The organism is Oculatella sp. FACHB-28 (assembly GCF_014696015.1).
Taxonomy (GTDB): domain Bacteria; phylum Cyanobacteriota; class Cyanobacteriia; order Elainellales; family Elainellaceae; genus JAAUTN01.
The window spans coordinates 69277-83563 of record NZ_JACJPJ010000067.1 but is presented as its reverse complement, the minus strand read 5'-3'; the positions used below and the strand labels follow the sequence as shown (position 1 = coordinate 83563).

At 49.9% G+C, this 14287-nt stretch carries 10 protein-coding genes; 6 read left to right on the top strand and 4 right to left on the bottom strand.

Going from position 1 to position 14287, the window contains the following annotated elements; genetic code table 11:
* Positions 1 to 62: 62 nt before the first annotated feature.
* The 3 genes from H6F88_RS32665 (at position 63) to H6F88_RS15135 (ending at position 7167) form a co-directional block, all read left to right on the top strand.
* On the top strand, positions 63 to 722 hold the full coding sequence (locus tag H6F88_RS32665) for a hypothetical protein (protein WP_199333622.1): 660 nt from the start codon (positions 63 to 65) through the stop codon (positions 720 to 722).
* 160 nt (positions 723 to 882) lie between these two features.
* Positions 883 to 3531, top strand: a complete 2649-nt coding sequence (locus H6F88_RS15140) for a DEAD/DEAH box helicase (RefSeq protein ID WP_190643585.1) — start codon at positions 883 to 885, stop codon at positions 3529 to 3531.
* Between the two features lie 750 nt (positions 3532 to 4281).
* Complete coding sequence (locus H6F88_RS15135; protein WP_199333621.1) at positions 4282 to 7167, top strand: family 10 glycosylhydrolase; 2886 nt, start codon at positions 4282 to 4284, stop codon at positions 7165 to 7167.
* A 125-nt stretch (positions 7168 to 7292) separates the two neighbouring features.
* On the opposite strand, the gene H6F88_RS15130 is transcribed toward H6F88_RS15135, so the two are convergent.
* On the bottom strand, positions 7293 to 7709 hold the full coding sequence (locus H6F88_RS15130) for a hypothetical protein (RefSeq protein ID WP_190643584.1): 417 nt from the start codon (positions 7707 to 7709) through the stop codon (positions 7293 to 7295).
* Between the two features lie 12 nt (positions 7710 to 7721).
* Positions 7722 to 9176 (bottom strand): ammonium transporter, encoded by a 1455-nt coding sequence (locus tag H6F88_RS15125; RefSeq protein ID WP_190643583.1) that lies wholly within the window; start codon positions 9174 to 9176, stop codon positions 7722 to 7724.
* A gap of 340 nt (positions 9177 to 9516) precedes the next feature.
* Between H6F88_RS15125 and H6F88_RS15120 the strand changes: the two genes are divergently transcribed.
* Positions 9517 to 10098, top strand: a complete 582-nt coding sequence (locus H6F88_RS15120; RefSeq protein WP_190643582.1) for a TIGR04376 family protein — start codon at positions 9517 to 9519, stop codon at positions 10096 to 10098.
* Here H6F88_RS15120 and H6F88_RS15115 read toward each other — a convergent pair.
* Positions 10076 to 10534 carry a hypothetical protein gene (locus H6F88_RS15115; RefSeq protein ID WP_190643581.1) on the bottom strand — a complete coding sequence of 153 codons (459 nt, stop codon included), beginning with the start codon at positions 10532 to 10534 and terminating at the stop codon, positions 10076 to 10078. The genes H6F88_RS15120 and H6F88_RS15115 overlap by 23 nt on opposite strands.
* 268 nt (positions 10535 to 10802) lie before the next feature.
* Complete coding sequence (locus H6F88_RS15110) at positions 10803 to 11045, bottom strand: hypothetical protein (RefSeq protein ID WP_190643580.1); 243 nt, start codon at positions 11043 to 11045, stop codon at positions 10803 to 10805.
* Positions 11046 to 11727: 682 nt separating this feature from the next.
* Between H6F88_RS15110 and H6F88_RS15105 the strand changes: the two genes are divergently transcribed.
* On the top strand, positions 11728 to 12261 hold the full coding sequence (locus H6F88_RS15105) for a transposase (protein ID WP_190643579.1): 534 nt from the start codon (positions 11728 to 11730) through the stop codon (positions 12259 to 12261).
* 368 nt (positions 12262 to 12629) lie between these two features.
* Positions 12630 to 14207, top strand: a complete 1578-nt coding sequence (locus H6F88_RS15100; protein WP_190643578.1) for a GUN4 domain-containing protein — start codon at positions 12630 to 12632, stop codon at positions 14205 to 14207.
* Positions 14208 to 14287 lie beyond the last annotated feature (80 nt).

Below are 14287 nucleotides of genomic sequence, written 5' to 3'. Positions count from 1 at the left end.
GGCGATGAGATGGTTTAAGATAGAACCGCTAAAATCAATCCAGCGTCATCAGGAGAGAAAAGGTGCCCCTGCCCACTCAGCGAACCTTGATCTGTACCTTTGTGGCTTTGGCATCGGGAGCGTTTGGCTTTTTGATCGGTGGACAGATGAGTGTCAACGCTCAGACCCAGCGCTGTCAAACTCAACCCTGGAGCTTGCGAAACATCTGTGAAGCCTGGGTCACTCCCGGAGCCGCGTGGCAGGGCAGCTTTACCGGGCTCTGGACGGGTATGGTTTTAGGTGGCTTTGCAGGTGGGTTGGCAACTCGGAAGCCGCAGCAAGAAGCGCCTATGGATGCTGCAAATCCTTCTGTCCAGGCTAATGAATCTGCTTTGCAGGCTAATGAACCTGACACGACAACTTTGGGAAACACAGGTGTAGAAGTTCCGCTTTCCTCAGATCTGAAGCTGACTCAAATGCAAAGAGAGGTGCTTCAGTGCCTTCTGATTCTGCTGGCAGCAACTTCCGATCACCAAAACCTTCCAAAACTGCCGTCTAGTAGCTCCGCTCACGCGCAGATCCTTTCCCCCGAACTGCAGGAATGGGCTAAAGTGACGGCGCGATCGCATTTCCTAGCAACTCAAAACATCACACTGGCTCAGGCAAAACAGCTTTTGGTCGAACTGGGCTTCTCAGAGAGGGCGATCGAGCAGGCGTGGCGAATTGTGCAGGTGGGAAGTTGAGGGTAAAGACTGATTAATCTGAATCCTTTGTTTAAGTATGCACTTTTGGAGGAAGTCTCTAGAGAATGTCATCATTGAGATGAATTGATATAAGTTAAGAACGCAATTTTGCGATCGCCCCACCTTATTTCTTTGCCATACTGTGCCGGAACTTGAGCCAGTGAATTTTCAAAACTCTGTTGAACTTGATCTAGAAACATTATTTCCGTTTGAGCTGGATGACTTTCAGAAGCAAGCGATCGTCGCCCTAAACGAGGGGCGATCGGTTGTTGTGTGTGCGCCTACGGGTTCTGGGAAAACGTTAATTGGTGAGTATGCAATTCATCGGGCGCTAGAGCAGGGTAAGCGAGTGTTTTACACTACGCCACTCAAAGCCTTGTCAAATCAGAAATTGCGAGACTTTCGCGATCGCTTTGGTGCGGAACAAGTCGGGCTGCTGACTGGAGATGTCTCCGTCAACCGGGATGCCCCCATTGTGGTGATGACCACTGAAATTTTCCGCAACATGCTTTACGGTACGCCAATTGGTGAAGTTGGCGTTTCCCTCACTCATGTAGAAGCAGTCGTGCTGGACGAATGCCACTACATGAACGACCGCCAACGCGGGACGGTCTGGGAAGAATCTGTAATTTACTGTCCACCCGAAGTCCAGCTTGTTGCCCTGTCTGCCACCGTTGCCAACAGCGATCAGCTCACCGACTGGATCGATCGCGTTCACGGACCAACCGAGCTAATTTATTCAGACTTCCGCCCAGTTCCGTTGCAGTTTCACTTCTGCAACCCCAAAGGGCTGTTCCCGCTGCTCAATCGTAACCAGAAGAGCATTAACCCCAACCTTAAGCACAGAGGCAAACAACGAGGACGGCAGGATACTCCTAGTTTGGCGTATGTTGTCAGCCAGCTTCAGCAGCGAGATATGCTGCCTGCTATTTACTTTATCTTTAGCCGCAAGGGATGCGATGCTGCCGTCAACGAGCTACAGCAAATGTCGCTGGTGAATGAGGCAGAGGCACAAGCGCTCAAAACCCAAATTGATAGCTTCCTGCATCGCAACCCAGAAGCCGGTCGTAGCGGGCAGATCGAGCCGCTATATCGCGGAATCGCAGCTCACCACGCCGGAATTTTGCCAGCCTGGAAAGGTTTAGTTGAAGAACTGTTTCAGCAAGGGCTAATCAAGGTTGTGTTTGCCACCGAGACATTGGCTGCCGGAATTAACATGCCTGCCCGTACCACGGTTATTTCCAGCCTGTCAAAACGTACCGATCGTGGTCATCGTCTGCTCAACGCTTCCGAGTTTCTGCAAATGGCAGGACGGGCAGGACGACGCGGCATGGATGAATTGGGACATGTGGTGACGGTGCAAACCCGTTTTGAAGGCGCATCTGAAGCGGCTTATCTGGCGACATCAGGGGCAGACCCGCTAATTAGCCAATTTACGCCCAGCTATGGCATGGTGCTAAATCTGCTGCAAACGCACACTCTGGGAGAAGCAAAAGACCTGATCGAGCGCAGTTTTGGGCAATATTTGGCAACGCTACACCTGAAGCCCCAGCAGCAGGCGATCGCTGACCTTTTTGCTGAGCTAGAACACCATCAGGCTCAGCTAGCCGCCTTTGATAGCACTCTGCTTGCCAACTACGAAAAACTTCAGGAACGGCTAAAAGAAGAACGCCGTTTGCTCAAAATTTTGCAGCAGCAGGCGCAGGAAGTGCAGGCAAGTGAGCTTGGCACAGCGCTATCCTTTGCGATCGCCGGAACGGTTCTCAGCCTCAAGGGAAAACACGTCCCCGTGTCGTCTCCCTTGCCTGCGGTGCTAGTCACCAAAGTGCCTGGGGCAGGTCAGTTTCCCTACCTGGTTTGCCTGGGTAAAGACAATCGCTGGTATGTGGTTACGGTTGCTGATGTGGTCCGGCTGCACGGTGAATTTCCCCGATTGGCAGGCGTAGACCACCTCAACCCACCCGCTGAAATGCCACCTAAACCGGGGCAGAGCCGCAGTGGCAATGAGGAAACAGAGGCGATCGCCACCAAAATTCCCCAACCCCCCTCTATGCTTGACGTTGCCCCCGAAATCCAGGCACAGCTAGAGCGAGTTCAAATGGTTGAGGCTCAGATTCAAAGTCACCCGGCACAGGAATGGGGTAACCCAACGGCACTGCTCAAACGGCAGCACCGAATTGAGCGAATACAGGATGAAATTGGCGATCGGCAGGGCAAACTCGGCAAACAATCCCAGCGCTACTGGCAAGAATTTCTCAGCTTGCTAGAAATTTTGCGGCACTTTGGCTGTGTCGAAGAAGTTACCCCCACTCCCATGGGACAGGTCGCCGCTGCTATTCGGGGAGACAACGAACTTTGGCTAGGGCTTGCTCTAGCATCCGGCGAACTCGACGACTTAGACCCTCACCATCTGGCCACTGCCTGTGCTGCCTTAGTCACAGAGGTATCGCGTCCTGACAATTGGATTCGCTATGATCTCTCGCCAACCGTTGAAGAAGCACTCAGCGGACTGCGAGGCATTCGTCGTCAGCTTTTTCAGCTTCAGCGGCGCTATCAGATTGCGCTACCCGTCTGGCTAGAGCTGGAATGGATTGCTTTGGTCGAGCAGTGGGCATTGGGTGTAGAGTGGGCAGAGCTTTGCACCAACACGAGTCTGGACGAAGGCGACATCGTTCGAATTTTCCGCCGTACCCTCGATTTTCTTTCCCAAATCCCCCATGTTCCCCACCTTCCCAGTGCGCTGAGAGCCAACGCTAACCGAGCGATTCAGCTAATCGATCGATTCCCTGTGAATGAGGGAATTGAGTAAGTTTGTGGTGATGCCGGATGACGAGGCTTTGCTTTGTACCCCTAGTCGCAAAGCTTTACTCCATTCCTCTTACTTAAGGCAGAACTGATTCCTTCATAGGATTTTTCAATTGCCTAAGCTACAAATTTTTTGCTGTGTGCTGCGCTCAGCAAGGTGCACAGCAAAAAACTAAACCTGCTCAAGCGCAAAGCGCGGTAGGTGAAGATTACTCTAAGTGAAGATTATATGTAACGACAGGTTGCAGGGTTTTCAGCACAAGGTGGAGACGGTAGGATCAGTGACGACGTAGCTCAAGGCTTATTTACTCTGCTGCAATGGGAACAATCAAAAGAATTATTCACTTTGCTGCAATCAAGCGCTTAGATTCCTGATAAAACTTTCTACCCCAGTAAAATCTTGTATCAGGGACATATCCAACTATGACTTTCCTGAAATAACTTCTCCACCACCAAGCTACTCACAAATTTCACTGATTGTGGCTGGCTTTGTATGGACTAGTTCACCATCCAGTATTTTTAGCAGATAGACCGGTTGCCTAAATATGAGATCATCCTTTAAGCAACTTCATATTTGGTTCAATCAGTTAACTGAAGCCTAAGACCCTATTCGTGCCCTGCAGATCACCATCTAAAAACTCAATCTTCAAAAGCCCAATTGAGTTTTAGATGGATTCCCAGCGCAGGAAGCCAACGAATTTAGCCATGCTTCTGCAAGGTGTTGACCGCATTTGGACGTGAGGAGTAAGTTTCATTGATTCATCGCTTTAGTCAGCCGCTCCGTCAAACCCAAGCGCGGCGCAACCATCGTACTGCCAGATGGAAGAGAGTTTTAGCCGGAACCTTATCTGGAACTCTGTTGTATGCTCCTACTCTGTTGTTGAGCGTTCAGGCTGGGACGGCACCCAGTTCTCGTGTAGCACAGGCACGGCGATCGCAGCCCCTCACGCTGGGCGTTGTTCGCAGTCAAGACAATGCATCCCAGTGGAATCAAGTGACAACTCGGCTGCAAGCCGCAGAACTGCCCTATCAGGTGATCGATTTGCAGCAGGTGCAGCGAGCTGCTGACCTGGAAGGCTTTACGGTAATTTTCTTGCCGAACGTGCAGACGATTACGTCGGCGCAGCTTTTGGCCTTAGAGTCTTGGATGAATCGGGGCGGCAGGCTGATCGTCAGTGGCCCGGTGGGTAGCTCTTCGTCTTATGGGGTACAGCAGGCGTTGCGATCGCTCCTGGGAGCCTACTGGGGCTTTCAGCTTGAGCAGCCTGCTGCACTGGAGCCAACTTCTGACGCAAACCAGGCATGGGTGAATGAAGCGGAAACATCAAGCTCTGTCCTGGGAGCAGCCGTTATTCCCGATGGGTTGTCGAGTCAGACGGTCGCCACCTGGAAGAATGTTGCGGGTAATGGTTGGTTTGAGCATTCCCAATCAACGGGCGGCAGAGATACGGTTCCAGCGGTGGTGATTACAGAGCGAACCACCTTTTTAGGCTGGCACTGGGGCGGGGATAGCTCCGGTTCAGTTGCGTTGGATAGCACCTGGTTGCGGGCGGCACTGGGTCGTCATGGCGATGTCGCCTCGATGTCTGATGAAGCACTTCCTGCCCCATCTGCCGTTAATCAACCCGATCAGGCTAACTTTCCAGCCGAGTTTTCATCTCGCACAGAGGCTCCAGCCGCCCCTGTTGCTGAGATGGCTCCTAACCCCACGCGACCTGGGCGATCGCCTTCTCCTAGTCCAGTCACTCCTAACTCTTTAGACCCGGCTGAGCAGGTTGCCCCGGCAGGCGTGCCGGTTGAAATGAGCGCTTTGCCGATTACGACGCTAGAGGCGATCGCCATGCGTCAGGAGCTAGAAAATCTGATTGGTCGATTTGAAAGTGCTTTGCTGTCGGCAAACTCAGCCAACAGCAGCGTCAGTCTGAGAGACGTTGATGCTGCCACGAATAGCGCTGGAAGTAATCCTGTGCTGACTGCCAGTGCCGACAGCACTGTTCTTGCGGAGAGACTGTCTAGCAATGGTGAATCGGTCAATGAAACGGTGCGTGAAGCGCAGCAAATTCTAGAAGAGTTTCCTCAGCTTGTTGCGGCACGAGACTATGCAACTGCACGACGGCAGTGGCTTCGAGCCAGAGAAATCTTGTGGGAAAACTTCCCCACCGATCGCCCCTCAGCACAGCCCGAAATTCGCGCTATGTGGCTTGACCGAGGCACGATTGTACGAGCGGGTTCGCGACGTGGACTAGAGCAAATTTTTGATCGCCTCGCTGCCGCTGGAATTAATACTGTCTTCTTTGAAACGGTGAATGCGGGCTATCCCATTTACCCCAGCGACGTTGCGCCTGAGCAAAACCCACTTACCCGTCATTGGGATCCCCTGGCAGAAGCGGTTGATCTGGCGCACGAACGTGACATTGAGCTACATGCCTGGGTATGGGCGTTTGCAGCAGGCAATCGTCCGCACAACACGTTACTCAACCAACCCGCAGACTATCCCGGTCCAGTAATTTCAGCGCATCCCGATTGGGCAAATTATGACAACCGGGGCAGTATGTTTCCGCCGGGGCAGGGCAAACCCTTTTTAGATCCTGCTAACCCTGCGGTGCGGCGATATTTGCTGCGCCTGTATGATGAAATCGTGACGCGCTATGACGTGGATGGCTTGCAGCTTGACTACATTCGCTATCCCTTTCAAGACCCTAGCGCTGGTCGCAGCTATGGCTATGGACTGGCTGCTCGTCAGCAGTTTCAGCGGTTGACAGGGGTTGACCCCGTTGAGATTTCACCCAGCGATCGCCAGCTTTGGCAGCGGTGGACAGACTTTCGCACTGAGCAGATTAATTCGTTTGTTGCAGATACTGCCCGCCAACTGAGGCAACGCAACCCTGACCTGGTTTTATCGGCTGCCGTCTTTTCCATGTCAGAACATGAGCGGGTGCAAAAGATTCAGCAAAACTGGGAAGTTTGGGCGCGGCGTGGCGACGTTGATCTGATCGTGCCGATGAGTTATGCAATGGACACCAACCGTCTACAAAGGCTGGCTGGTCCCTGGCTAGATACAGACGCAGATCTAGGTTCCATCCTGGTATTGCCAGCAATTCGCCTGCTTAATCTGCCCGAGTCGGCCGCCCTTGACCAGATTCAGGCCTTGCGTGACCTACCGGCCGGGGGCTATTCGCTATTTGCGGTTGAGAATCTGAACGAGAATCTGCAAGGCATTTTCAGCCGGACTCAGGGCGAAACTGATACTCCCATTCCCTATCGTCAGCCGTTTGCCACAGCAGTAACCCGATATAACGCCTTGCAGCGAGAGTGGAGCTATTTGCTAGAAAACGGGCAGCTTTGGATGCGCGACCAGCAGCTTGAGGAATGGCGCACCGAGGCAGAAGCTCTGGAACTAGCACTCAACGAGCTAGCGGATCAGCCCTCCCGACAAAAGTTAGAACGGGCTAGAGCCCAGTTGAACAGCTTCCGTTCTAATTTCAATCGGTGGATGTATTTGCAATCGTTAAACCACAGCTATCGGATTAGCACTTGGGAAAACCGACTAGCCGTTTTAGATACGTTGCTGAACTATGGGGAAAGGGTGGTGATTGAGCAAAGAAATTCCTCAACGACTCAGGCTACTTCAACTCCCTAAACTAAAAAGAAGGAGGAAAGCTTTGCCTTCCTCCTTCCCTTTAAAGAATTAGGGATGCACCCCCGCGTCGCGGGGGTGCATCCCTAATTCTTTTAGTGAGAAAGAAGTAAATCAGGTTTACAGAATTAGCGAACTCTACGCTTACGAATAGCAGCAGAAGGGTGAGGACGATTTTTGCGGCGACGGGTTGCTGCTCCGCCACTCACTAACCCCAATAGGGCAAGCGGTTGAAAGTTGCGGCTTGCGTGAGGTTTGTCGGGCTGGGTGATGCTGGCAGTTGGGCGATTGCCCTCCCTCATATGATTGGCATACACCTGATCCGCCAGTGAAAGTGCGCCTGTTGCAATGACAATTCCCAAAAACATGGGATTGTGTCCAGTCGATACTCCTTTCTTGATCACAAAAGAAGCATAGACAAAGTAGAGCGAAATTAATAAACAAATAACCAGCAAAATACCAATGACAACCGGACTGTTCGCAAAGGTGTAAATTGGACCTTCTGCTGCAGAAAACTCTTCAAAAGTCTCAAATGGACTAATCATTTTCATTCCTCCTTACTCAGGCGCTAGCTCTGTAGAACCGGAAACTGGTCGTGCTGCGGCAGTTGGAGCAGGTATTCGCTGCGTCACATAAGACATCATGGCGTACTCTGGATAGCCCTCAACGCCTAGATCTGACAGATCTAACCCCTCGATTTCTTCTTGACGAGAGACCCGCAGTAGATTCAGCTTCTTTAGAATCCAACTTGTGCCGTATCCCGGGATGAAGCCCAATAGAACGGTGCAGATAAACGCACCCAGAATTTGTCCACCCAAGTTGATTGCTGGAACTGACTCTCCTTGAGGGAAGCCCGCCGCTGCAATGCCGACAACCACAGAACCAAATAGTCCAGACCAGGCATGTACCCCAACGGCTCCTACCGCATCATCAATGCCAGCTTTCTCGACGAAAAGCGCCACTTTCGGCATGATGAAGGCACCGATGAAAGCAATGATAATAACCAGAGCTGGATGGTAGAGATCCATCCCGCCACCTGCTGAAATGATGCCAGCTAAGCCGCCTGAAATGGTGAAAAACGGATCTGCTTTAGAGGAGATGTAGGCAGCTATAATTCCTGCTGCTAGTGCCAAAGTGGTATTCACACCAATCGATGCCAGTGTCATCGGTGTGCCATAAATAGTTGTCTCCGCAGAGTAGCCGGGTAAGAAAATTAAGCAAGCTGCGAGGAATGCATAGAAACCCACAAAGATGAGTAACAGCCCCACCATTGTTAGCGGTAAGTTGTGCGGGAGAATGGGTCGAGGATTTCCTTGAGCATCATATTTTCCAATTCTTGGACCGAGGTTGATCAACACGCCTAGCGTGAAGAAACCTGCGATTCCATGTACCACGGCAGCGCAGCCAAAGTCGTGATAGCCAAAGGAGTTAAACAACCAGCCAAAATAATTCCAACCCCAAGCGGCTCCCACAACCCAGGTGAACCCTCCCAAGACAATCGACATGACGACGTATGCACCAATCTTGACCCGCTCAATGAGCGCACCCGAAAGGATGGAGGCAGTCGTCATAGCAAATAGCGCAAAAGCAAACCAGAATACTCCGGTGATATGGTCGGCTGTGTTAGGACCAAGGGCTGGCGACCAGGGGTAGGAAGCCTCTACGTAGGGCATTGCTGCAGCGATGGTTTCGCTGGCTTCTGGGTTTGTCCACGGACCTAAGATTCCGCCACTGACTGGAAATAGGGGAAAGGCATTGTAAACCCACCAGCCGAAGAAGAAAAACGCTAAACCTACGCTCGATAGCGTGATCAAGTTTTTGACCATCGTTGCCAAAACGTTTTTGGTTCTGGAGGCTCCCCCTTCGTAGGCAAGGAAACCTGCATGGATAATCAGCATGAATACAGAAGCCCAGTAGTAGTAGGATTCTGCAACAAAGGTTTCTAGAAATTGAGTTGATTTTGGCAAATCCTCAATGGCAACTTGTGCCAGAAGCAATGCATCAGAAAACATCAGCGGTTTCGCTCCTTCAAGAAATATTGGCTGGTCTGGGATTGCCTCATTTGGATATGTTTTCGCGGATGGAGAACTGATCCTCCAACACCAAAACATTTCCGAAGTGAGCGAAGTTGCAACTCCAGATAGATGATTTAAAGGTTACGGTGAGTAAGTTTGAGGATTAGTTTGCCGCCATTGTTATAACAAGTTTGTAGCTGCTACTACCGAACCCAGAGAAAAAATTGCACTCTCGGATGCATGAATGGATGTTTATTCTGCTCCATTGGAATTATGTTTCAGTAGGGGTAGCTTGCTAGGATGAAGAGGCAGTTTTGCTAGCAAGGGATTCCTGATAATGAGCGTATTTGAGGATTTCAGTCGGTTTTTAGAAACTCGGCTGGAGGAGTTTCTACGCAACAACCCGCATCTGGAACTGCAAGCGTTAGAAGAAAAATTGCGGGAGCAGGAAGAAGAAACAGTTCGCTTGTTGGCAGATTTGCGATCGCGCGAAAAGCGGCTGCAAGATCAAATCCTGGAAACGGCTCAGGAAGTGCAGCGCTGGCACATTCGGATTGAGAAGGCAAAAAATGCCGGAAGAACTGACTTAGTAAAACCTGCGGAAGAAAGGGAAGCGGCTCTACTGAGTCAAGGCAATCAGCTTTGGGGACAAATGGAAGTGCTCAAAGATCGCAGCAAGCAAACCATCGAGCTACAGCGGCAAATTCAGCTTCGGCGCAAGGAAGTGCAGACGAAAGTGGCAGAAGCGCAGGCAACCCGCGCCACTCAGCAAGCTGAGCAACGTTGGCAAACCGCTGGATGGAATCAAGATTACAGCTTTAGCAGTACTTCTACGGCGTATGATCCGCTGGAAAAAAGCTTTCAACAGTGGGAAACAGAAGAAGAATTGCAGCAGCTCAAGCGGAATATGGGGATGTAGCGGTGATGATGTCGTCGTAGCGGGTGGCGATCGCCGCCACCGACAGCAGACAGCTTTCTAACTCCAGCAAATCCATGTTTTCACCACCCAAAATGCTGTGGACAAATAGGATTTGTCCCGCTTCGTCAAGCTGGAATGCACCGAACCGCATTTTGCGATTTTCGGATAGCAAAAACTGAATCAAATCAGCATCTACGGTGCTGCCAACGGTGATATGGCTGGAGGCTCTGACGATCGCCACCTCCGAATCTTCCCAGGGGTGAATCTCCCAGGGCAGCACCTCTACCTCAATCAGCGTTGTCTCTTTGTAGAGCAGATTAAACTTAGGTTCGTCTTCCAGGACATGCATTGAGTCCTTGAACATGCTGGACTTGAGGTAGTCTAAGGTGCGGTTGTAGGTCAACTCTTGGGCGTGATTGACAAATGAGATTGCCATAAGGGTGTGAGGTGCAGAGATTATATTCTTAGTTTACAAATGTTTACTTTGGTTTAACATCGCCTGGGTGGACAGAGTTTCTCACCCTACTAGACAATTTTTGGGCAACAGTTTTGAACTAGGACTGGCGATCGCCAAATAAATCATTGAAGCTCACGGGCAGCTAACCAGTTTCACCTGTGCAGTGAGTTAAGGTTTTACCTTTTGATTAACCTGCCGCTGTAGGCTGTTGTCTTAATGATTAGTGAGGCGATCGCCCTTCCTTTTTTTACCTTTCTGGTCTGCGATCGCGGGTCAAGATGCTCATCACTTCACCGGAACTGGGAGCGGGTAACAGAGGACTCCACGCTCCCGCTTCGGCAAAGCCACGTCCATGTAAATCGTGAATCGTTTCGATTACACCATTGCGTGAGCCGATGATGAGAACTCGCAGTCGTTCGCGCTCAGGGAATTGAGCAGGAGATGTGTTCTCAACGGTTGGTGAGTTGAGATCTAGAAAACACTCAGGCATCAGTTGTGACTCCGTTTAGGGTTTGCAAGGAAACCCCAAAAACCTAGCCACCCCGCACGCGCTGCCGATGAAAGTTAGCAACGCTTTTTTGACATCACAAGTCGGGGTGGCTAGGGGAGTGTTAAAATTCTCCGTTAGCCGCCAGACTGCCGTTTCAGTTTGGGGGTTAGTCGCTCATTGCTGGGCCAACAGCTTTGAGCGGCGCTAGATTTTTGGGCGTAGTGAGGTTGTTTGCGTATAAAAAGACAACCTTAGCGTGACAGCATATCTGAGCAGACGGTATCTCGTCAAGGTGGAAAGTTACAGAGTTTTTGAGGAAATGGTAGTGGCGATCGCCCTTCGCGCAGGTATTTTTGCTTGAAATTGTAAACAAAAACAGGTTTAAGAGTTTAAAACCTTGTTTTTAAATTCAAAACAAGGTTTTGCAAGTTTTAAACCTGATTTTTAAATTCAAAACAAGATTTACAAGTTTTAAATCAAGTTTTGCGACTTTAAAACCTGGTTTTTAAACTCAAAATAAGGTTTTCAAGTTCTAAATCAAGTTTTTGAGTTCAAAACCTAATTCACAAACTCAGAATCAGATTTACGAGTTTGAAATTTCCTCCTATCCCCTCATTCTCAGGCTCCGCCTGGAAATGCTGATCATGAGGCTCTGCCTCATCCTCAATCACTAGAACTGCCAATGGGACGTAGCCGCTACCGCTTTTTAGACAAACAGCCTCATTTCCTGAGCTGTACTGTGGTCAACTGGCTTCCCTTGTTTAGCAATCCAGAGTTAGTTCAAATTCTGCTCGATTCTCTCACTTTCCTACACACTCACCACCGTATTGCGATACACGGTTATGTGATTATGGAAAACCATCTTCATCTGATTGCATCCTCCAGCAACTTGTCAAAAGAAATAGGCACATTCAAATCCTTTACCGCTCGTTCTATTGTTGACTGGCTCAAGGCAAATAACAGACGGCACTGGTTGTCTCAACTTGCGTTCTATAAGCAACTCCACAAAACCGGGCAAGATTACCAGATTTGGCAGGAGGGGTCGCATCCACAAGCCCTGTTGACGGCAGAGATATTTCAACAGAAGTTGGAGTATGTGCATCAGAATCCTATCCGTAGAGGATATATCGATGATCCGGCACATTGGCGCTATTCAAGCTACCGGGATTACCTGGATCAGCAGGGACTTTTGCCGATTGTGCAGTTAGAGATTTGATGAAAGGTGGAGGCAGAGCCTCCGGGTAGCATTTCCAGGCGGAGTTTGGAAACGAGAAAACACACGCGAGTTTGAACGGGTGGAAGGGTTGCAGGTTGAAGATTGGGAGATCGAGATCTAAACGCCCTAGTTAACTTGAGTCAAAGTAGGATGGGTCAAGCAAAGCTTGCCCATCAGGATGAGTCAATTATGAGGGATGGGCATAGGCGATTACCCCAAAGGGGGAACTGCTTCGCATCGCCCTGTGCCCATCCTACATTTAATTCTGCTGCATAGAATCAGGCGACTGCCTTCTTAAACCCCATAAACCAACCTTATAATTAAGTCAAAAGCAGAATTTATCTTCGCTGAAAGAGACTGAGATTGTGGTGGAAGAAGCGCTGAAGCTGTTTTTCTCTTACTCGCATAAAGATGAAGCGTTACGGGATGAGCTTGGCAACCACTTGAAAATCCTGGAGCATCAACAGCTAATTGCAAGCTGGCACGATCGCAAAATTTTGCCAGGGGATGAGTGGGATCACCAGATCACAGTCAATCAAGATACCGCTGATATCATTCTGCTGCTGATTAGCTCAGACTTCATTGCCTCTAAATATTGCTGGGATATTGAGATTAAACGGGCTATGGAGTTGCACGATTCGGGTAAAGCTTGCGTGATTCCAGTCATTTTGAGGAGGGCTGACTGGAGAGGTGCTCCTTTTAGTAAGCTTCAGGCTGTTCCTAAAAATGCCCAACCCGTAACCAGCTTTTCTGATCGGGATGAAGCTTTTGAGTTTGTCACCCAACAAATTCGACAAGTAGTGGAAGGTTTAATCGAACACCGCAGAAAGCTACGAGAGCAGCAGCAAAAAGATATTGCGATCGCGCTCTATCGCCAGAGATTTGAAAAATTTGCAGCTGATGGTGAGATTTCATTGGGTGAGCAATTCTTGCTAGACGAATTGCAGCAAGAATTAGGGCTGACCGATGCAGAGGTACAGGCAATCAAACAAGGCATCCTCAACCCTGTTGCTAATCCTCAACAGTTAGAGCGGTATCGTCAATTGTTGATGAAAGCGATCGCTCAATACGGCTATCCGTTTAATGACAAAGTTCGGGCTGACTTGAAGCTGGTGCAGACCCATCTGAAACTGAGTGACACTAACATTGCTCAGGTTGAAGCACCGATTATTGCCCAAAAAGTAGCAGAACAGCAGGAGCAACAACGGCAACCAGAAGCCCTCAAACAACAATCTCTGGAACAGCAGAATGCAGCAGACCTGAATCTGGGGCAACCTTCTAGTCCGTCACGATTTGTAGATCATGCGGGGTCAGAAGTTGGTACGGCGGAGCTAGACAGTTTAGCTGACCTGTTTAAAGGGGAAGTTCCCGATTTGGGGATGACCTGGCAAGCAGAAGCCCTTAAACAACAATCTCTGAAACAGCAGAGCGCAGCAGTCCTAAAGCACGAGCCAATTGCTCAAGAATCTATAACTGATGACCTCAGCTCAGAACGAGGAATCGACTACACCCTGTTGCGCGACCTGTTGAAAGCCCAGAGGTGGCAAGAGGCAGACCAGGAAACTTACAAGGTCATGATTCGGGCAGTAGGCAAAAATGAGGGTGATTGGTTTGACCCAGATGAGCTTTTGAACTTTCCGTGCACGGACTTGAAGACCATTGACTCTCTCTGGGTGAAGTACAGCAACGGCAAGTTTGGCTTTAGTGTACAAAAAGAAATTTATCTGGAGTGTGGCGGCCTTCCAGACGGACAGTATCATAGGGAGGCATTTAAGAAGTTTGGCGATCGCGTTGGCTGGCGAAAGAACAAACAATGGGTTCGTGTAACATATAGCACCTCATCCGGAGAAAGGGGATACCTCCCATCCTACTGGTGGTTGTGGGTGGGAAAGGGAGGAATAGGGTATTCTTCTCTCGCATCGAGACTTGTAAACTGTAGCAGATAAACGTTTAGCAGATAAACCTAGATAGAGCCAAAGCTCAACGGCAAAACCTACCCTACGGAAGCTCCGTCTCTAAATCATGA

Coding starts and splice junctions, on each gene's coding strand:
- H6F88_RS15120 (WP_190643582.1), top strand. CDS start 9,517: ATGAGCGTATTTGAGGATTTCAGTCGGTTTTTAGAAACTCGGCTGGAG.
- H6F88_RS15130 (WP_190643584.1), bottom strand. CDS start 7,709: ATGATTAGTCCATTTGAGACTTTTGAAGAGTTTTCTGCAGCAGAAGGT.
- H6F88_RS15115 (WP_190643581.1), bottom strand. CDS start 10,534: ATGGCAATCTCATTTGTCAATCACGCCCAAGAGTTGACCTACAACCGC.
- H6F88_RS15110 (WP_190643580.1), bottom strand. CDS start 11,045: ATGCCTGAGTGTTTTCTAGATCTCAACTCACCAACCGTTGAGAACACA.
- H6F88_RS15105 (WP_190643579.1), top strand. CDS start 11,728: ATGGGACGTAGCCGCTACCGCTTTTTAGACAAACAGCCTCATTTCCTG.
- H6F88_RS15125 (WP_190643583.1), bottom strand. CDS start 9,176: ATGTTTTCTGATGCATTGCTTCTGGCACAAGTTGCCATTGAGGATTTG.